Origin of the sequence: Mesorhizobium sp. M1B.F.Ca.ET.045.04.1.1 (assembly GCF_003952465.1) — a bacterium.
Classification (GTDB): domain Bacteria; phylum Pseudomonadota; class Alphaproteobacteria; order Rhizobiales; family Rhizobiaceae; genus Mesorhizobium; species Mesorhizobium shonense.
Genome location: NZ_CP034448.1, coordinates 2,552,981 through 2,571,227 on the forward strand (window position 1 = coordinate 2,552,981; position 18,247 = coordinate 2,571,227).

The 18,247-nt window shown below is 64.8% G+C and carries 17 protein-coding genes; 11 read left to right on the forward strand and 6 right to left on the reverse strand.

Annotated elements, in window-relative coordinates; all coding sequences use genetic code 11:
- Positions 1-78 precede the first annotated feature (78 nt).
- From EJ071_RS12530 to EJ071_RS12540, 3 genes are all read left to right on the forward strand, one after another.
- On the forward strand, positions 79-453 hold the full coding sequence (locus EJ071_RS12530; RefSeq protein ID WP_126098146.1) for a YciI family protein: 375 nt from the start codon (positions 79-81) through the stop codon (positions 451-453).
- Positions 450-1,724, forward strand: coding sequence for an RNA polymerase sigma factor (locus tag EJ071_RS12535; RefSeq protein WP_126098147.1), 1,275 nt, complete (start codon positions 450-452; stop codon positions 1,722-1,724). Before EJ071_RS12530 ends, EJ071_RS12535 begins: the two co-directional genes overlap by 4 nt.
- Before the next feature lie 185 nt (positions 1,725-1,909).
- A complete protein-coding gene (locus tag EJ071_RS12540; protein WP_126098148.1) occupies positions 1,910-3,424 on the forward strand; it encodes an aldehyde dehydrogenase family protein in 1,515 nt (504 codons plus the stop codon).
- Between the two features lie 34 nt (positions 3,425-3,458).
- On the opposite strand, the gene EJ071_RS12545 is transcribed toward EJ071_RS12540, so the two are convergent.
- Both EJ071_RS12545 and EJ071_RS12550 read right to left on the reverse strand, forming a co-directional pair.
- Entirely contained in the window at positions 3,459-4,349 is an 891-nt protein-coding gene (locus EJ071_RS12545; RefSeq protein WP_126098149.1) for a hypothetical protein, read from the reverse strand.
- A 119-nt stretch (positions 4,350-4,468) separates the two neighbouring features.
- Positions 4,469-5,335, reverse strand: a complete 867-nt coding sequence (locus tag EJ071_RS12550) for a hypothetical protein (protein ID WP_126098150.1) — start codon at positions 5,333-5,335, stop codon at positions 4,469-4,471.
- Between the two features lie 290 nt (positions 5,336-5,625).
- Here EJ071_RS12550 and EJ071_RS12555 point away from each other — a divergent pair, with 290 nt between their 5' ends.
- The 3 genes from EJ071_RS12555 to EJ071_RS12565 all read left to right on the forward strand — a co-directional run bounded on the left by EJ071_RS12555 (position 5,626) and on the right by EJ071_RS12565 (position 8,145).
- Positions 5,626-6,459 (forward strand): GNAT family N-acetyltransferase, encoded by an 834-nt coding sequence (locus tag EJ071_RS12555; RefSeq protein WP_126098151.1) that lies wholly within the window; start codon positions 5,626-5,628, stop codon positions 6,457-6,459.
- A 117-nt stretch (positions 6,460-6,576) separates the two neighbouring features.
- Positions 6,577-7,347, forward strand: coding sequence for an SDR family oxidoreductase (locus EJ071_RS12560; RefSeq protein ID WP_126098152.1), 771 nt, complete (start codon positions 6,577-6,579; stop codon positions 7,345-7,347).
- A gap of 36 nt (positions 7,348-7,383) precedes the next feature.
- Positions 7,384-8,145 carry an SDR family NAD(P)-dependent oxidoreductase gene (locus EJ071_RS12565; RefSeq protein ID WP_126098153.1) on the forward strand — a complete coding sequence of 254 codons (762 nt, stop codon included), beginning with the start codon at positions 7,384-7,386 and terminating at the stop codon, positions 8,143-8,145.
- A 34-nt stretch (positions 8,146-8,179) separates the two neighbouring features.
- Here the strand turns inward: EJ071_RS12565 and EJ071_RS12570 are convergent, their stop codons facing one another.
- The 4 genes from EJ071_RS12570 to EJ071_RS12585 all read right to left on the reverse strand — a co-directional run bounded on the left by EJ071_RS12570 (position 8,180) and on the right by EJ071_RS12585 (position 13,353).
- Positions 8,180-9,280, reverse strand: a complete 1,101-nt coding sequence (locus EJ071_RS12570; protein WP_126098154.1) for an alcohol dehydrogenase family protein — start codon at positions 9,278-9,280, stop codon at positions 8,180-8,182.
- Between the two features lie 166 nt (positions 9,281-9,446).
- Positions 9,447-10,826, reverse strand: a complete 1,380-nt coding sequence (locus EJ071_RS12575; protein WP_126098155.1) for an aspartate aminotransferase family protein — start codon at positions 10,824-10,826, stop codon at positions 9,447-9,449.
- Between the two features lie 181 nt (positions 10,827-11,007).
- Positions 11,008-12,501 carry an NAD-dependent succinate-semialdehyde dehydrogenase gene (locus EJ071_RS12580; protein ID WP_126098156.1) on the reverse strand — a complete coding sequence of 498 codons (1,494 nt, stop codon included), beginning with the start codon at positions 12,499-12,501 and terminating at the stop codon, positions 11,008-11,010.
- A gap of 363 nt (positions 12,502-12,864) precedes the next feature.
- On the reverse strand, positions 12,865-13,353 hold the full coding sequence (locus tag EJ071_RS12585) for an Lrp/AsnC family transcriptional regulator (RefSeq protein ID WP_126098157.1): 489 nt from the start codon (positions 13,351-13,353) through the stop codon (positions 12,865-12,867).
- A gap of 83 nt (positions 13,354-13,436) precedes the next feature.
- Between EJ071_RS12585 and EJ071_RS12590 the strand changes: the two genes are divergently transcribed.
- The 5 genes from EJ071_RS12590 (at position 13,437) to ehuD (ending at position 18,243) form a co-directional block, all read left to right on the forward strand.
- Entirely contained in the window at positions 13,437-14,822 is a 1,386-nt protein-coding gene (locus EJ071_RS12590; protein WP_126098158.1) for a PLP-dependent aminotransferase family protein, read from the forward strand.
- 136 nt (positions 14,823-14,958) lie between these two features.
- A complete protein-coding gene (ehuA, locus tag EJ071_RS12595; protein WP_126098159.1) occupies positions 14,959-15,744 on the forward strand; it encodes an ectoine/hydroxyectoine ABC transporter ATP-binding protein EhuA in 786 nt (261 codons plus the stop codon).
- Positions 15,745-15,901: 157 nt separating this feature from the next.
- On the forward strand, positions 15,902-16,702 hold the full coding sequence (gene ehuB / locus EJ071_RS12600; protein WP_245460322.1) for an ectoine/hydroxyectoine ABC transporter substrate-binding protein EhuB: 801 nt from the start codon (positions 15,902-15,904) through the stop codon (positions 16,700-16,702).
- Between the two features lie 205 nt (positions 16,703-16,907).
- Positions 16,908-17,567 carry an ectoine/hydroxyectoine ABC transporter permease subunit EhuC gene (gene ehuC / locus EJ071_RS12605; RefSeq protein WP_126098161.1) on the forward strand — a complete coding sequence of 220 codons (660 nt, stop codon included), beginning with the start codon at positions 16,908-16,910 and terminating at the stop codon, positions 17,565-17,567.
- A 16-nt stretch (positions 17,568-17,583) separates the two neighbouring features.
- A complete protein-coding gene (ehuD, locus tag EJ071_RS12610) occupies positions 17,584-18,243 on the forward strand; it encodes an ectoine/hydroxyectoine ABC transporter permease subunit EhuD (RefSeq protein ID WP_126102553.1) in 660 nt (219 codons plus the stop codon).
- Positions 18,244-18,247: the final 4 nt, after the last annotated feature.

Consider the following 18,247-nt stretch of genomic DNA (forward strand, 5'->3'; position numbering starts at 1 on the left):
CGCCCTACAAATTTTTTTATCGACGTCGTGTCGGGAAGGGTCCTACTGTCTCGTCCTTTGATACGGAAAGGACGCACCATGCTCTATGCCATCCTCTGCTACGCCTCCGAAGACGTCGTGTGCTCCTGGAGCAAGGAACAGGACGACGAGGTGATGGCAAAGCTCCTCAACGTACAGGACAAATACGCCAAGGCGGGTCGGCTGGGGCCTGTGGCGCGTCTCCTGCCGACCACCGCCGCGACGACACTCCGCAAGGTCAAGGGCGAGTCTATGGTGCTCGACGGGCCGTTCGCAGAGACCAAGGAGCAGTTCCTCGGCTTCTACACGCTCGAATGCCAAGACTTGGATGAGGCCGTCGAGTTCGCCCGCGAGCTCTCCGAGGTCAATCCGAGTGGCGGTTCCTACGAGATCCGACCGGTTTCGGTCTTCAATCCCACAAAGGTTGCCGTATGACAGAGCTTGCCTGGATAAGCACCGCGATCAGCAACGCCCGTCCGCAGGCGATGGGCGCGCTGCTGCGCTATTTCCGCGACCTCGACGCCGCGGAAGAAGCTTTCCAGGATGCATGTCTCAGGGCACTGAAGAACTGGCCGAAAAACGGTCCGCCGCGCGATCCGGCGGCATGGCTGATCTTCGTCGGCCGCAACAGCGGCATCGACGCGGTGCGCAAGCGCGCCAAGCAGGCGCCGATGCCGGAAGAGGACCAGATTTCCGATCTCGAGGATGCCGAAGGCGATATGGCCGAGCGGCTGGACGGCGCGCATTATCGCGACGACATATTGCGGCTCTTGTTCATATGCTGCCATCCGGACCTGCCGGCGACGCAGCAGATCGCGGTGGCGCTGCGCATCGTCTCCGGCCTCACAGTCAAGCAGATCGCGCGCGCCTTCCTCGTCGGCGAGAGCGCCATGGAGCAGCGCATCACCCGCGCCAAGGCGCGCATAGCCGACGCCGGCGTGCCGTTCGAGACGCCCGGCGCTGTCGAGCGTTCCGAGCGGCTCGCGGCGGTTGCCGCCATGGTCTATCTCATCTTCAACGAGGGCTACTCGACCAATGGCGGCGAGGCGCCGGTCCGCGCGCCGCTCTGCGAGGAGGCGATCCGGCTCGCCAGGCTGCTGCTCAGGCTGTTTCAGCAGGAACCGGAGATCATGGGACTGACCGCGCTGCTGCTTCTCCAGCATGCGCGCGCGCCGGCGCGCTTCGACGAAAATGGCGAGATCGTGCTGCTCGAAGACCAGGACCGGTCGCTCTGGAGCCGCAAGATGATCGACGAGGGCCTGGCCCTGGTCGACAAGGCGCTGCGCCACCGCAAGCCCGGCCCTTACCAGGTGCAGGCGGCGATCGCAGCGCTGCATGCGCGGGCGGCAACGCCCGAGGATACCGACTGGACCGAGATCGACCTGCTCTACGGCCTGCTCGAGCAGATGCAGCCGTCGCCGGTGGTGACGCTCAACCGCGCCGTCGCGGTGAGCAAGGTGCGCGGCCCGGAAGCGGCTTTAGCCATGATCGAGCCTTTGGAGGACAGGCTGTCCGGCTATTTCCATTTCTTCGGGCTGAGGGGTGGTTTGCTGATGCAACTCGACCGCAATGAGGAAGCGCGCGTCGCCTTCGACCGCGCCATAGCTCTAGCAAATACCGCCGCAGAGGCGGCGCATATCCGCATGCATATCGACCGGCTGATCAAGGAAAGCGCTGAGAAGTCCTCCATCCAGAAGGCGCGCTGATAGCGAGTAGCGGTTTCTGGCCCAATTTAGCGCACCGGCCTTGGACCATGCCGGGGTGGCGGTTTTTTCCTGAAACGAGTAATGCCACGCCATCAAAGGCGCCCGGACGTGCCCAAGGGCACGGCAAGGCACGGCGCAAGGCTTCGACGCTCGCCATATCCAGGCGGGATTTGAAAGGGACCAAAATGACGATAGCGAAGGAAACGGCCTCAATTCTGGAGAAACTGGGCGTTGCCAAGGATGCGCTTTCCGGCGGCGACCTCATCGTGCGCAGCCCGGTGACGGGCGAGCAGATCGCGGCGCTGAAGTCGATTTCGGCGGCTGATGCCGGCAAGGCCATCGATGCCGCGCACAAGGCCTTCCAGGCCTGGCGGCTGGTGCCGGGGCCGAAGCGCGGCGAGCTGGTGCGCCTGCTCGGCGAGGAACTGCGCGCGCATAAGGCCGAGCTTGGCCGGCTGGTGTCGATCGAGGTCGGCAAGATCCCGTCCGAGGGCCTCGGCGAAGTGCAGGAGATGATCGACATCTGCGATTTCGCGGTCGGCCTTTCCCGCCAGCTCTACGGCCTGACCATCGCCACCGAACGTCCCGGACATCGCATGATGGAGACCTGGCATCCGCTCGGCGTCGTCGGCGTAATTTCGGCCTTCAACTTCCCGGTCGCTGTGTGGTCGTGGAACGCGGCACTTGCACTCGTCTGCGGCGACGCGGTGGTGTGGAAGCCGTCGGAAAAGACGCCGCTGACAGCACTTGCCTGCGAGGCGATCTTCAAGCGCGCCGCCAAGCGTTTCGGCGCCGACGCGCCGGAAGGCCTGCTGCAGGTGCTGATCGGCGACCGCGCCGCCGGCGAGGTGCTGGTCGACCATCCGAAGGTGCCGCTGGTTTCGGCCACCGGCTCGACCCGCATGGGCCGAGAGGTCGGTCCGCGGCTGGCGAAGCGCTTCGCTCGCGCGGTGCTGGAGCTCGGCGGCAACAATGCCGGCATCGTCTGCCCGACCGCCGATCTCGATATGGCGCTGCGGGCCATCGCCTTCGGCGCCATGGGCACGGCCGGGCAGCGCTGCACGACGCTCAGGCGCCTGTTCGTGCATGAGAGCGTTTATGACGCGCTGCTGCCGCGCCTGAAGAAGGCATACCAGAGCGTCTCGGTCGGCAATCCGCTGGAGACGTCGGCGCTGGTCGGCCCGCTGATCGACAAGGCCGCTTTCGACAACATGCAGAAGGCGCTCAAGGAGGCGCAAGCGCATGGCGGCAAGGTCACCGGCGGCGCGCGGTTCGAGAATGGCCACGCGGAAGCCTACTATGTGCATCCGGCGCTGGTCGAGATGCCTGCCCAAGTCTCGCCGGTGACGGAAGAGACCTTCGCACCGATCCTCTATGTGATGAAGTACTCCGATTTCGACGAGGCGCTCGACCTGCACAATGCGGTCGGCGCCGGCCTGTCGTCGTCGATCTTCACGCGTGACCTGCAGGAATCGGAGCGCTTCCTGGGCGTCGACGGCTCGGATTGCGGCATCGCCAACGTCAATATCGGCACCTCGGGCGCCGAGATCGGCGGCGCATTCGGCGGCGAGAAGGAGACCGGCGGCGGCCGCGAGAGCGGCTCGGACGCGTGGAAGGCCTATATGCGCCGGGCCACCAATACGGTGAACTTCTCCAAGGCGCTGCCGTTGGCGCAAGGCGTGTCGTTCGACATCGACTGAAGACGGCAAACGCGGTCTGGGGCGGTCAGCCTCGCTATGATGCTGACCTCGCTCCGGCTTGCCGGAAGACCGCGTTCTCCATGCAAGCGGCGAAGGCCGCGTCGATGATGGCGAGCTTGACCGCCTGCGCCGTCACATACTCGCCGTAGAATTCGTTCGAGATCCACATCACGGAATGCCCACGCTGGCCGAGCCAGCCGACGCTGCCGAGCGTCTCGGCGTCGCGCAATTTGCGCGCCAGGTGGGTGCGCGACAGCTTCAGCCACCTGGCGAAATCGCCGATCGAGAGGATACCGGTCGGGATATGCTCCTGGCCAACGTCCTCGAGTTCGACGCCGGCTATCAGCCAGTCCATGACGACGCCGCCATTGTTGAGCCAGGTGAACAGCGAGAAAGTCTGTTTCGGCTCGCGCACCGGCACGGACGAGACCAGCCCGTCCGCGATCAGCGGCTGCAGCTGCGCAAGCATTTGCGGCCGTGCCTGGAATGTCGCCAGCCGGTTCGCGCCATCGAGATCGTCAAGCGTTTTGAGATGCATGAGAACCCAACCTGTCAGCTCCACCAATGCCGCGGCCGTTGGTTGCAACGGGCGAATGCGGCCGTCGTCACTGCCAGGCGCATCGACGATGAAATTGTAGTGCTGCATTTCCTTGATGAAGGCATGGGTGGTGTTGCGGCTGGCCACCGAATGCTGAAGGGTGACGTCGACGAAACGCGCGGCCGTCAGCTCCTTTCGATAGTCGCTGGGGTCCCTGCGGAAATGCAGGGCAAGACCGATATGGGCCATCAGCCAGCGCTGCTGGGTGGCAAAGACCGACGACGCCCTCGGGTTCCCTTCATAGGCCCGCAGCATCGCCCGCGCCTGCGCCTGGACGCAAGCACGCAGCGCAGGATGGCCGGCAATGTCTTCGAAGTTCAGCGCCATCCCCCCAGAATCCGCGCCAGATATCGCAATGCCCGGATCTGGATAGCAGTTTCGGCCGGCGCCCGCCAGCGCAACCGCCGGTTTTTACCGGTTGGGCCTGAGTTGCAACCGTGCGGCGCTCAGTTTTTCGCCGCCGGAGGGAAACAGGCTTCGAAGGCCGCATCGACGATAGCGAGCTTGGCTGCCTGGACAGCCATGTATTCGTCGAAGAACTGCCGCGAAACCCACATGACGGAATGCCCGCGCTGGCCGACCCAGCCGATGCTGCCGAGCGCTTCGGCATCATGAAGCTTGCGCGCCAGATGGGTGCGCGAGAGCTTGAGCCAATGCGCGAATTCGCTGATCGAAATGACGCTGGTCGGTATCTTGTCGAGGTCGGCGTCCTCCGGATCGATGCCCGACATCAGCCAGTCCATGACGATGCCGCCGTTGTTCAGCCAGATAAACAGCGAGAAGGTTTGTTCGGGCTCCCGCACCGGATCGGATGCGAGCAGTCCGTCGCAGATCAACGGCTGCAGCTTCGCTAGCATATCGGGTCGCTCGAGGAAGGTTGCCAGCCGGTTCCCGCCATCGATGCGATCGAGCGTTCTCAAATGAGCATGGATCCAGCTGGTGAAGGTCTCAATGGTGGCCGCGCTGACCCGCAAGGGGTGGGCGCGGCCGTCGCCACTCTTCGAAACATATTCGGCGATGTTGTAATGCAGCATTTCCTTGACAAACGCCTCGGCGGTGTTGCGGCTGGCCACTGAATTGCGGCGCACGGCCTCGATGAAACGCGCCACCGTCATTTCGGTGCGGCGGTCATTGGGGTCGCGCCTGAAATGAAGGGCAAGCCCGACATGGCCGAGCAGCCAACGCTGCTGGGTGGCAAAGACGGCGGCAAGGCGCGGGCTGGTTTCGTAGACATGAATGAGCGCGCGCGACTGTTCCTGAACATGACGAAGCGCTGCCGGATGACTGGCGATCTCTTCGGCACTCAGCGGCATTCCTGCGGCACTCCATTCGATTCCAAGCAACGGCAAATGAAGATTCCCAGCCTACGACGGTTGTGTCCAGTTGCCTATTGGAACAACAGCAGACGTTTTGCCGCGTTCCTCGCTAACCCCTTGCATCGGTTCGGAAAACCCGTTCCAACAATAGTCGGGCCCGCCGCCCGCGTGACACGTCCCTTTCGCCGCAAGGGCGAGCGGGCGTCCAAGCATGGCCCTTGCAACCCGCGAGCGACGACCTATCGTGGTGGATCGAGGTCCTTCGGCCGAGGCCGCCGAGTGAAACAATGCCGAGAACGATCCGAACGCTGACCGCCAGCGAGGTGGAAATGCTCGTCGACTGGGCGGCGGGGGAGGGCTGGAATCCAGGCGTTGGCGATGCCGCCGCTTTTTGGGCGGCCGATCCGGAAGGCTTTGTCGGCGCTTTCGACGACGGCGAAATGGTGGCGGGCGTTTCGGCCGTCGCCTATGGCGCGGGTTTTGGCTTCATCGGCCTTTACATCTGCCGGCCCGATCGGCGGGGCGAAGGCCACGGCAGGGCGGTCTGGGACGCCGGCATGGCCCGGCTCGGCAACCGCATCATCGGTCTCGATGGCGTAGCCGAGCAGCGGGCCAACTACCGCCGCAAGGGGTTCGTGGCCGCCTATGAGACCGTCCGCTACAGCGGGCGCGCCGTTGGGCTGGCTGGCGCCAGCGACGTCCTGCCCGTGACGGCCGCCAGCCCAGCCGGGATCCTGGCTTACGACCGCCGATGCTTCCCGGCGCCGCGCGAGGCCTTCCTGCGGGAATGGCTGCAGCCGCCCCGGATCGCGCTGGTGTCCGCCGGTCCGGCCGGCATTGCCGGCTATGGGGTGGCGCGTCGGTGCCGGGAGGGTTTCAAGATTGGGCCGCTGTTCGCGGAGGACATGGACATAGCCCTGGCGTTGGTGGCGGGATTGGCGGGCAAGACAGAAGACGAAGCGCTGCATATCGACGTGCCGGCCACCCAGGTCGAGTTCACCGCAATGCTTCAAGCGGCCGGCATGGTTCCAGGCTTCACCACGACCCGCATGTACAAGGGCGGCAAGCCCGGCAATGCGCCGTCGAAGGTTTTCGGCATCACGACGCTGGAACTGGGGTGATCGTCGGCCGCAGGGCCAAACCTCTTGGGATCATTGTTTATCCGAAGTGGTCCATGCGACATCTCTGCTGGACATGGTTGGCATGTGTTAGCGGCGACGTTTCGTGGAGGTTATCGAATGGCTGGCAGGACGGTCCTGATCGCGGGCGGCGCCGGAGGGATGGGTTTCGCGACCGGACTTCGCCTCGCGGCCGACGGTGACCGGATCGCGCTCGCCGACCTTCCCGGCCCGAAACTCGACGAGGCCGTGGCCAGGGTTGCCGCGACCGACGCGAAGGCGATCGGCTTGTCGCTCGATATCCGCTCGGTTGCCGCCTGCCGCGAAGTGGTGGACAAGGCCCGCGCGTGGGGAGGCGGCCTGGACATCCTCGTGAACGCCGCCGGCGTCTGGCTCGAGGGAGCGGCAAGCGAGGTTCGCGAAGAGCAATGGGACCTAGTGCTCGACGTCAATCTGAAAGGCGCGTTCTTCCTGATCTCGGCTGCGATCCCGTATCTGTCGGCGGCGCAAGGTGTGATCATCAACATCGCCTCCGACGCGGGCATCGTCGGCAACAGCGGCGCGGCGGTCTATTGCGCCTCCAAGGGCGGGCTGGTGCTTTTGACCAAGGCTCTCGCCCTGGAGCTCGCCCCGCAGGGCATCAGGGTCAACGCCGTCTGCCCCGGCGACACGGCGACGCCGATGATCGAATATCAGGCGAGGACCTATGGCGGAAATGACCCGGACGGTTACAAGCGGAAGCTTCTGGGGCACTACCCGCAAGGGGAAAGAGCTCGCTTCATCACCGTGGAAGAGATCGCTTCCTTCATTCACTATCTTTGCCAGCCCGGCGCGGCGCCGATCACCGGGGCCGCGCTTTCGATCGATTTCGGCATCAGCGCCGGATATTGAATTGCGTCGGCGTCGGCTTCACCGCCTGGAGGATCCATGACCGTGTTCCGCAAATCCCGCACGGCGCTGGTGACCGGCGCGGGCGCCGCCGACGGCATCGGCGTCGCCATCGCGCGTGCGCTCGGCGAAGCCGGGCTTGCGGTCGCGATCACCGCTTCGTCGCAACGCGTCGAGCAGCGCGCCGAAGAGCTGGGGGCGGACGGGCTCGACGTCCGTGCGGTCGTGGCCGACCTGACGCGTTCGGCGGATGTCGAGCGACTATGCTCGGAGGTCGGCGCGATCGATATCCTCGTCAACAATGCCGGAATGGGCACGGTGGCCGAGCCGGCGCTGCAGCGGCGATTTCTCGATCTCAGCGAAAGCGACTGGGACCGGGGCATCGATGTCAGCTTGAAGACCGCGTTCTTGAGCACACGCGGATTTCTGGCCGGCATGGTTCAGCGCGGCCATGGACGCGTGGTGAACATGGCTTCGGTCACCGGACCCTACGTCTCCAATGAAGGCGAGGCCGCCTATTCCGCCGCCAAGGCGGGCATGGTCGGTCTCACCCACGCGCTTGCCCTCGAGGTCGGCCGCAGCGGCGTCACGGTCAATGCCGTGGCGCCGGGCTGGATCGCCACCGGCGCTTCAACGCCGGAAGAGCTCGTCGCCGCGCAAAACACGCCGCTTGGCCGCGCCGGCACACCTGAGGAAGTCGCCGCTGCCGTCAAGTTCCTGGCGTCCGACGGCGCCAGCTACGTCAACGGCGCCGTTCTCGTCGTTGACGGCGGCAACATCCTGCAGGAGCGCAAGGGCTGAGCGCGAAGGTCGAGCCCTCGGCCGCCATCGACGGTTATTTGCTCGTGTTCGCTATCGCGTCCGGCACCACCACCAGCTTGCCGACGAAGTCCTTGGCCATGAAGTCCGTCTGGGCGTGGTGGAAGTCCGACAATTTGTACACGCCGCCGACCAGCGGCCTGATCTTCTTTTCCTCGATGTAACGCACGATGCGGCGGAAATCCGCCCGCGTCCCTTGGCTCGAGCCGTGGAGCTGCAGCTGCTTGAGGTACATGGTGCGGAGATCGAGTTGCACCACAGGCCCGGCAATGGCGCCCGCCGTGGTGTAGCGGCCTTCGGGCCTGAGGATCCGCAGCAGGTCGTTGAAGATCGCGCCGCCGACGAGGTCGGCGACCACGTCGATGGGTTGGCCAGCGGTCGCCTCGGCGACGGTGGCCGGCAGATCGGCCACGCCGCGCGTGATCACCTTTTCGGCTCCGATGTCGAGCACCGCCTGCTCCTTGCCCTTGCCGACGATGGCATAGGGAATGGCGCCGCGCGCCCGTGCCAACTGGACAATGCCGGAGCCGACGCCGCCGGAGGCGCCCGTGACCAGCACCCGCTCGCCGGCTTTCAAGCCTGCACGCTCCAGCATCTGCTCGCCGGTCAGGTAGGCGCAACAGAAGGTGGCGAGTTCGACATCGCTGAAGTCGGTGTCGACGACATGCGCGTTCTCGGCCGGCAGCGCCTGGTATTCGGCATACCCGCCATCGCGGCCGTGGCCCATATAGTCGATGTCCGCAAGCGAATCGTCGTCGCGGTTGTAAATGGAGAAGTCGACCATGACACGTTCGCCGATGCGGTCGGCCGAAACGCCGTCACCGACGGCGACGATGGTGCCGACCGTGTCGGTGCCCTGAATGCGCGGGAAGGTCAGCGTGTTGCCCTGCCGGCGCCAGGTCGACACTGCGGCCGCATCTTCCTCGGTGCCATAGGCGCCCTGGCGGACCCAGACGTCGGTGTTGTTCATGCCGCAGGCGCTGACCTTGACCAGCACCTCGCCGGCAGCCGGCGAGGGCACCTTCACATCGGTGCGGTAGACGAGTTTTTCCAGGCCGCCATGGCCGGTGAGCTGCACGGCGGCCATCGTGGCGGGGACGGTGGAATGGGACTTCATAGATGTTACTTCCAACTGTGCAGGTTGGCGCTGCCCCTCACCCTTACCCTCTCCCCGTGAAGAACGGGGAGAGGGGGACGCCGGCGCTGGAGCTTGTCCCTTCTCCCCGTTTTTTACGGGGAGAAGGTGCCGGCAGGCGGATGAGGGGCAGCGCCAAGTGTCGAAATCAGAGAGCTGAGAGCACACTGTTCACGGCATCGGCGGTCTTGGCGACGATCGTGTCGGCCTCCTCGCGCGTCAGGCAGAGCGGCGGCGCGAAGCCGAGGATATCGCCCTGCGGCATGGCGCGGCCGATGACGCCGCTTGCGGCAAGCGCCGTGGCGATCTGCGGCCCGACCTTCAGCGAGGCATCGAAGAAGACGCGGTCGTCGCGATCCTTCACGAACTCGACCGCAGCCAGCATGCCGTCGCCGCGCACCTCGCCGACATTTCTGTGGCTGCCGACGGCCTTGGCGAGCTCGGCGCGGAAATAGGCGCCGGTCTCGCCGGCGTTCCTCACCAGGTCCATCTCGTCGATCAGCTCGAGATTGGCGACACCCGCGGCAACGCAGATCGGATGCGCCGAATAGGTCCAGCCATGACCGAGCGAGCCGAGCTTGTCGGAACCCTTGACCAGCACCTGCCAGACCTTGTCGGAGACGATGACGCCGGAAAGCGGTGCATAGGCCGAGGTCAGGCCCTTGGCGATGGTGATCAGGTCCGGCTTGATGCCGTAATGGTCGGAGCCGAACATGGTGCCGAGTCGGCCGAAGCCGGTCACCACCTCGTCGGCGATGAGCAGCACGTCGTATTTGTTCAGCACCGCCTGGATCTTCTGCCAATAGCCGGCCGGCGGCGGCACGATGCCGCCGGTGCCAAGGATTGGCTCGCCGATGAAGGCCGCGACCGTGTCCGGGCCTTCGGCCAGGATCATCTCCTCGAGCTTGTCGGCGCAATATTGCGAAAACTGCTCCTCGCTCATCGAGCGGTCGGCGCGGCGGAAATAATAGGGCGCTTCGGTGTGCATGATCGGCGCGCGCGGCAGGTCGAAGGCGTTGTGAAACAGCTCGAGCCCGGTGAGCGATCCCGTCATCACGCCCGAGCCGTGATAGCCGCGCCAGCGCGAGATGATCTTCTTCTTCTCCGGCCGTCCCAGAACGTTGTTGTAATACCAGATCAGCTTGATGTTGGTCTCGTTGGCGTCGGAGCCGGAGAGGCCGAAATAGACCCTCGACATGCCCTTCGGCGCGCGGTCGATGATCATCTTGGCGAGCGTGATCGAGGCCTCGGTGCCGTGGCCGACGTAAGCATGGTAGTAAGCGAGGTTCTTCGCCTGTTCGGCAATCGCATCGGCGACCTTCTGGCGGCCATAGCCGACATTGACGCAATAGAGGCCGGCGAAAGCATCGATGCTCTTCTTACCGGTGTTGTCCCAGACGGTGACGCCTTCGCCGCCGGCCATGATGCGGGCCGGCGATTCACCACGCGCATGCGTGCCCATATGCGTCGAGGGATGGAAGAAGTGGTCGCGGTCCCAGGCCGAAAGTTCGTTGGATTGTTCGAGCATCTTTTTGACTCCTTAAGAATGATCGCCTTGGCGCGGTCCAAAGGTGTGTCGAGATTCAGGTTAGGCCGAGCCGAAAATGGTGGCTTCCGAGAACCGGAGCGGAGCGTACTGAAGTACGTGAGCACCGGAAGCACAGGAAGCCGCCGTTTGCAGGCCGGCATCACCCGAATATCGGCACACCTTAGGCGACGTCCAGGCAGAGATATTTCAGATCGGTGAAGGCTTCGAGGCCATGACGCGAGCCTTCGCGGCCGATGCCGGATTGCTTGACGCCGCCGAACGGGATCGGCGCGCCGGTGATCTTCACCCGGTTGATTGCAACCATGCCGTAGTCCAGCATGCGGCCCATGCGGGCCTGGCGGGCGCCGTTTTCGGTCACGACATAGGCGACGAGGCCATATTCGGTGGCGTTGGCGCGGGCGACGACTTCCGCCTCGTCCTCGAAGGGCGTCACGGCAGCGACCGGACCGAAGGTTTCCTCACGCATGATCAGCGACGCGTCCGTCACGTCGGCGAGCAGCGTCGGCTGGTAGAACAGCGGCCCGGCCGCGTGGCGCTTGCCGCCGGTCAGGCAGCGTGCGCCACGTGTCAGCGCATCGGCTACCTGCTCTTCCACCTTCTTGACCGCGCGCTCATGTATCAGCGGCCCGATGTCGGCGTCGCCGGAAAGCCCGTTGCCGGTGCGCAGCAGCTCGATGCGGCGGGCGAACGCGGCGCAGAACCGCTCATAGATCGGACGCTGCACATAGATGCGGTTGGCGGCCAGGCAGTCCTGGCCGGAGGTGGCGAATTTGGCATCGAGCGCGATCGTGACAGCCTTGTCGATATCGGCATCGTCGAAGACGATCAGCGGCGCGTGGCCGCCGAGCTCCATGACCAGCCGCTTCATGGTCGGCGCGCTCTGCGCGGCGATCAGCCTGCCGACCTCGGTCGAGCCGGTGAAGCTCATGGCGCGCACGCGGGCAGCAGCACACATCGCGCCGACAATGGTTCGCGCATCGCCGGTGACGACGTTGAAGACGCCGGCCGGCAGCCCGGCGCGCTCGCCGAGTTCGGCCAGCGCCAGCGCCGACAAAGGCGTTTCCGAGGATGGATGCGCCACCACCGTGCAGCCGGCGGCGAGCGCCGCTGCCGCTTTGCGGGTGAGCATGGCCGAAGGAAAGTTCCAGGGCGTGACGACGCCGACGACGCCGAGCGGCTCGCGGCGCACGGTCATCTCGGCATTGGGCAGATGGCTGGTCACGCTTTCGGTGTTGATGCGTTTTGCTTCCTCGGCATACCACTCGACGAAGGAGGCGGCGTAGTCGATCTCGCCGAGCGATTCCTTGAGCGGCTTGCCTTGTTCCAGCGTCATCAGCAGCGCCAGATCGTCCTTGGCAGCGATGATCAGATCGAACCATTTTCGCAAAATCCTGGAGCGCTCCTGCGTCAGGGCCGAGCGCCAGGCCGGCAGGGCGCGCGCTGCGGCGTCGACAGCTTCCGTCGTCTGCCCCGCGTCGAGCGCAGCGACGAAGGCCACGGTGGCGCCGGTGGCGGGGTCGGTAACCTCGAAGCTCGCGGCCGAGCGGCCGGCCGTCCAGTGGCCGCCGACATAGCCGAGATCGCGCAGCAGCCGGCGATCGGCAAGACGGTCGAGTGCTTCGTGGCGGTGCGGGCGTGCAAAATGCGCGGACATCGATATCTCCCGGTGTCGAGGCGATACGGAGAGACTAGCCGCGCGACTGAGACAGAGAGGCTGTTTCGGCAGCCGCTTGTAGAGAGATTGTCTCTATTCGGAGGCAGGGCAGGACGATCTCTCTAGCTTGCCGTCCGGCGGGTGCCGCCAAACCGTGAGTCTCCTCAACCTCGCCCTTGGGCGAAGCAGGAACGCAGCTCCGTCGCGAAGACCCAAGGATCCATGCCGTGACCCCGGCCGAAGTACGCAGCGGGAGCAGAATTCTGCACCGTTGGCACCGTTCCGATGTAACGGAATGGATCCTCGGGTCTGCGCTGCGTCGCTACGCTCCTTGCTCCGCCCGTGGATGACGATGGCCGTTTTTCATTGTCCCGGCAGCAGGTCGGCCACCGGCAGCGCCGTCTCCTCCTTCACCGTCTTGGTAACGATGTAGGTGAAGTAACGGTCGATGCCGATCTCGCGTTCCAACAGGGCGTCGACGAGCCGTTGATAGGCGTCGATGTCGCGAGCCATCACCTTCAGCATGTAATCGACGCCGCCGCCGACCGACCAGCAGGCGACGATCTCCGGGATGTCGCGGACGACACGCTCGAAGCGGTCGAAGTCGGCCTGGCGGTGGCTGGCTAAGGTCACCTCCATCAGCACGGTCGCCACCGGCGCGATCGCACGCATGGCGATCGCGGCGTGGTAGCCGGAAACGATGCCGGCCTTCTCCAGCTTGCGCAGCCGCATCCAGCAAGGGGTCGGCGACAGACCGACCTTCTCGGCCAGCGCCAGCTTGGTGATGCGGCCATCTCGCTGGATGGCGTCCAGGATCTTGAGGTCGATCGGGTCGAGTTTCGCTGCCGCCATGCCGGCTCCGTTTTTTGCTCGGGACACCATGACGATGCATTATTTCGATTGTCAATTGCACTGATTTCGATCTCTAATAAGTCATGACATTATGGCAGCCAGATCCAGCGCTGATCCGACGACCGGCCTACCTCTCGCTGGCCGATCAATTCGCCCGCGCGATCCATGACGGACGGCTCGCCAATGGCGTGCGGCTGCCGACGCACCGCCGCCTTGCGGACGACCTGAAACTTTCGGTGCAGACGGTCAGCCGCGCCTATGAGGAACTGATCCGCCGCGGCCTGATTTCCGGCGAGGTCGGGCGCGGCAGCTTCGTGCAGACGCAGCGTCGCGAGCCGGAGCCGCCCTACCTCCCGGAACGGCTGGGCGAGGTCATCGACCTCTCCATCCTGAAGCCGGTCTGCGAGCCGATGCATCTGGAGAGATTGAAGCAGGCGCTGGGCTGGCTGGCCGAAAACCTGCCGTCGAGCTCGGCTCTGTCGTTCCGGCCGAACATGGTGTTCCCGCGCCACCGCGCGGTGGCGGTCGAGTGGCTGAAGCTCTGCGGCCTGGAAGCCTCGCCGCAGAATATCTGCCTCACCAACGGCGCCACGGCCGGCATGACGGTGGCGCTGATGAGCGTGGCGCCGCCCGGCTCGACCGTCGCCACCGAGGCGATCGGCCACCACACGCTGGTGCCGCTTGCCCGCTATCTAGGCTTCAACCTCGAAGGCCTGCCGATCGACGACAACGGCCTGATCCCTGAGGCGTTGGACGAAGCCTGCCGACTCTCGGATATCCGCGCCGTCTTCGTCCAGCCCTCGGTAATCAACCCGACGGCCACCTTGATGGATGCCACCCGGCGCGAGCAGATCGCGGCGGTCGCGCGCAAGCACGACATCGCCATCATCGAGAACGATGTGCTTGGGCCTCTCGTCGAAGGCCGTCCTCCGGCCGTCGCCGCCTTCGCGCCCGAGCGAACCCTCTACGTCACTTCCTTCACCAAGATCGTCGTGCCGGGCCTGCGCATCGGCTATCTCGCGGTGCCGGACCGCTACGTCGCGGCCGTCGCCAACCGCCATCTCGTCTCGAACTGGATGGCGACACCGATGGTGGCGGAGATCGCGACGCGCTGGGTGAAGGACGGCACGGCGATCGAGCTGGTCAACTGGCAGCGCGGCGCGCTGAGACGACGTCAGGAGATCGCCGCGGAAGTGCTGACGGGTGTCGATTATCGCGTGCATCGTGATGGGCTGCATCTGTGGCTCGAGTTGCCGGGCGATCGCGCCGAGGAGAGCTTCGTCGCGCAGGCGCGCCTGCGGGGGGTGGCGATCGCGCCGGGCACTTCGTTCCGTATCGCCGAGACGCCCTGGCGTCCCGCCGTGCGCATCTCGCTCGGATCGACCACCGAGGGGGAACTGCGCGCGGGCTTGAGCGTTGTCGCCAAGCTCCTGCTTGGCGACCCGGAACATCTCCTGCTCGCCATCTGATGCACAACGGGAGCGCAAATTGCCCCGAAATTGTGCCGCAGCGGAAATATTGTCATGATATTATTTTCATAATTGACATGATTTCTGCTGTTCCGCATCGTTAAGGGCATAGGCTTCTCCAGAACGGGGAAATGGATTGCCCGCGCCCATCATCAAGGTCGACGCCATCACGAAGAGCTTTGGCACCTTCAAGGTGCTGGACGGCCTGTCGATGCAGGTCATGCCGCGCGAGAAGCTCGCGCTGATCGGTCCCTCCGGTTCCGGCAAGACGACGATCCTGCGCATCCTGATGACGCTGGAACGTATTGACGGCGGCCACATCCAGATCGATGGCGAGCAGCTCTATCACATGGAGCGCAACGGCCAGCTGCTGCCGGCCGACGAGCGGCACCTGGCGAAGATGCGCCAGAAGATCGGCATGGTCTTCCAACTGTTCAACCTATTCCCGCACAAGAGCGTCATCGACAACGTCACGCTGGCGCCGATGCTGACCAAGGGTGTTTCGCGCACCGCCGCCGAGAAGCGGGCGATGGAGCTGCTCGACATGGTCGGCATGGCCGACAAGGCCAGGAGCATGCCGGCTCAGCTCTCCGGCGGCCAGAAGCAGCGCGTGGCGATAGCCAGGGCGCTCGCCCTGCAGCCGAGGATCATGCTGTTCGACGAGGTGACGTCGGCGCTCGATCCGGAACTGGTCGAGGAGGTGCTGAACGTGCTGTGGCGGCTCTGCTCCGAGACCGACATGACCATGCTGCTCGTCACCCACGAGATGGGCTTTGCCCATGACTTCGCCGACCGGGTGCTGTTCTTCGACCGCGGCAAGATCGTCGAGGAAGGCAAGCCCGACGAGATTTTCCGTCATCCCAAGCAGGAGCGCACGCAAAGCTTCCTGAAGAAGATCATCGCGGCCGGACATCGCGTCTGACCGCAATGCAAACGGGCGACGAAGTCGTCCCGGGCAACGAGCCACCCTCGGGGTCCAAACGCCCAAGTGGGCAAACCAAGAAGATAGAAACAAGGAGTTGGGAACGATGAAGAAACTTGGCATTCTGGCTGGCGTCGCCGGCCTCGCGGTGAGCGCAATGCTGCTCGCCTCCGGTGCGCGTTCAGCAGACGACGCAAAGCTCGAGCAGCTCAAGGCGCAAGGCTTCGCCCGCGTCGCCATTGCCAATGAGCCGCCCTACACGGCGGTGGCCGCCGACGGCAAGGTCTCGGGCGCGGCGCCCGACGTGGCGCGCGAGATCTTCAAGCGCCTCGGCGTCAACGACATCGTCGCCTCCATCTCCGAATATGGCGCCATGATCCCCGGCCTGCAGGCCGGCCGCTTCGACGTCGTCACCGCCGGCCTGTTCATGAAGCCGGAGCGCTGCGCGGCGGTCGCCTATTCCGAGCCTGTGCTTTGCGATGCGGAGGCGATGCTGGTGAAGAAGGGCAATCCGAAAGGCTTCAAGAGCTATGAGGATATCGCCAAGGATACTTCCGCCACCGTCGGCGCGCCGGGTGGCGGCACCGAGGAGAAGCTGGCGCTCAATGCCGGCGTGCCGCGCGATCGCGTCATCGTCGTGCCGGATGGCCAGAGCGGCCTGAAGATGGTGCAGGACGGCCGTATCGACGCCTATTCGCTTCCCGTTCTCTCGATCAACGACCTGATCAAGAAGGCCAACGATCCGAACTTGGAAGTGATCGCGCCGGTGCAGGGCGCCCCGGTCTATTGCGATGGCGCCGCCTTCAAGAAGGGCGACGAAGCGCTGCGCGATGCCTATGACGTCGAGCTTGCCAAGATGAAGAAGTCCGGCGAGTTCGCCAAGATCATCGAGCCTTACGGCTTCTCGGCCAAGGCGGCGATGTCGACGACGCGCGAGAAGCTCTGCGCGGCGAAGTAGGGAGCTTTCCTTCTCCCCCGTTCACGGGGGAGAAGGTGGCCCGAAGGGCCGGATGAGGGGCGGCGCCACGCTTCCATAGTTGGCGCTGCCCCTCATCTGGCTGCCCATCCTACGCAGCAGCTGCGCTGCAGCTACGCAGGGCGAGCCGGCATCTTCTCCCCGTTAACGGGGAGAAGGGACCAGGAATGCAAACGTTGGAACCCAGATGACCCAGTGGTCCGGCTATCTCGGCCTGATATTGCAGGGAGCGCTTGTCACCATCGAGCTGACGCTGATGGGGTCGGTGCTCGCGCTCGTCATGGCCTTCCTCGCCGGCATGGGCCGCGTGTCGCGTTTCTTTGTCGTGCGGGCGCTGGCCACCGCCTATATCGAGTTCTTTCGCGGCACTTCGATCTTCGTGCAGCTGTTCTGGGCCTATTTCGTGCTGCCCTTCGCCGGCCTGTCGCTGACGCCGCTCCAAGCTGGCGTGCTGGCGCTGGGGCTCAATGTCGGCGCCTATGCCGCGGAAGTGGTGCGCGGTGCCATCCTGTCGATCGGCCGCGAGCAATACGAGGCCTGCACGGCGCTCAATCTCGGCCGCTGGCAAGGCATGCGCCACGTCATCCTGCCGCAAGCCCTGCTGGTCATGCTGCCGACCTTCGGCAACAACGCGATCGAGCTGCTGAAGGCGACGTCGGTCGTGTCGCTGATCTCGCTCGCCGATCTTACTTTCCAGGCGCAAGTGGTGCGCTCGCAGACCGGCAGCACGCTAATGCCCTTCGTCTCCGTTCTCGTCATCTATTTCGTGCTCGCGCTGATCATCTCCTGGGGCATTCGTTCACTGGAACGCCGCATGGCGCGCGGCCTCGATGGAGTGCGTGTCTGATGGAATGGGCCCTCTGATGGAATGGGATTGGAACTTCGTCCGCGAGATCATGCCGACCCTGATCCAGGGCGTGAAGATCACCATCCTGGCAACGGTGCTCGGCTCGGTCCTGGCGGCGATCGTTGGCCTGGCGATAGCGCTGGCGCGGCGTTCGCCGAACCGGGCCGTGGCGCGCAGCGTGGGCTGGTTCGCAGAATTCATCCGCGGCACGCCGCTCCTGGTGCAGCTCTATTTCATCTTCTACGTGCTGCCCGATATCGGCATCCTTTTGCCGCCGCTGGTGGCAGGCGTCATCGGGCTCGGCCTGCACTACGGCACCTATACGGCGGAAGTCTACCGCGCCGGCATCGACAACGTTCCGCGCGGCCAGTGGGAGGCGGCCAAGGCCTGCAATCTCGGCGGCCGCCACACCTGGACGCATATCATCCTGCCGCAGGCGATCCCGCCGATGATCCCGGCCTTGGCCAACTATTTCATCGCCATGTTCAAGGAGACGCCGCTGCTGTCGGCGATCACCGTGCTGGAGCTGATGAACCAGGCCAAGAGCGTCGCCAACACCTACTATCGCTACATCGAGCCGATGACGCTGGTCGGCGCCTTCTTCCTCGTCATCAGCCTCTGCTCCGTCGTACTCTTGCGCTGGCTGGAGCACCGCTACGGCAGGATCGAAAGATGAAAGT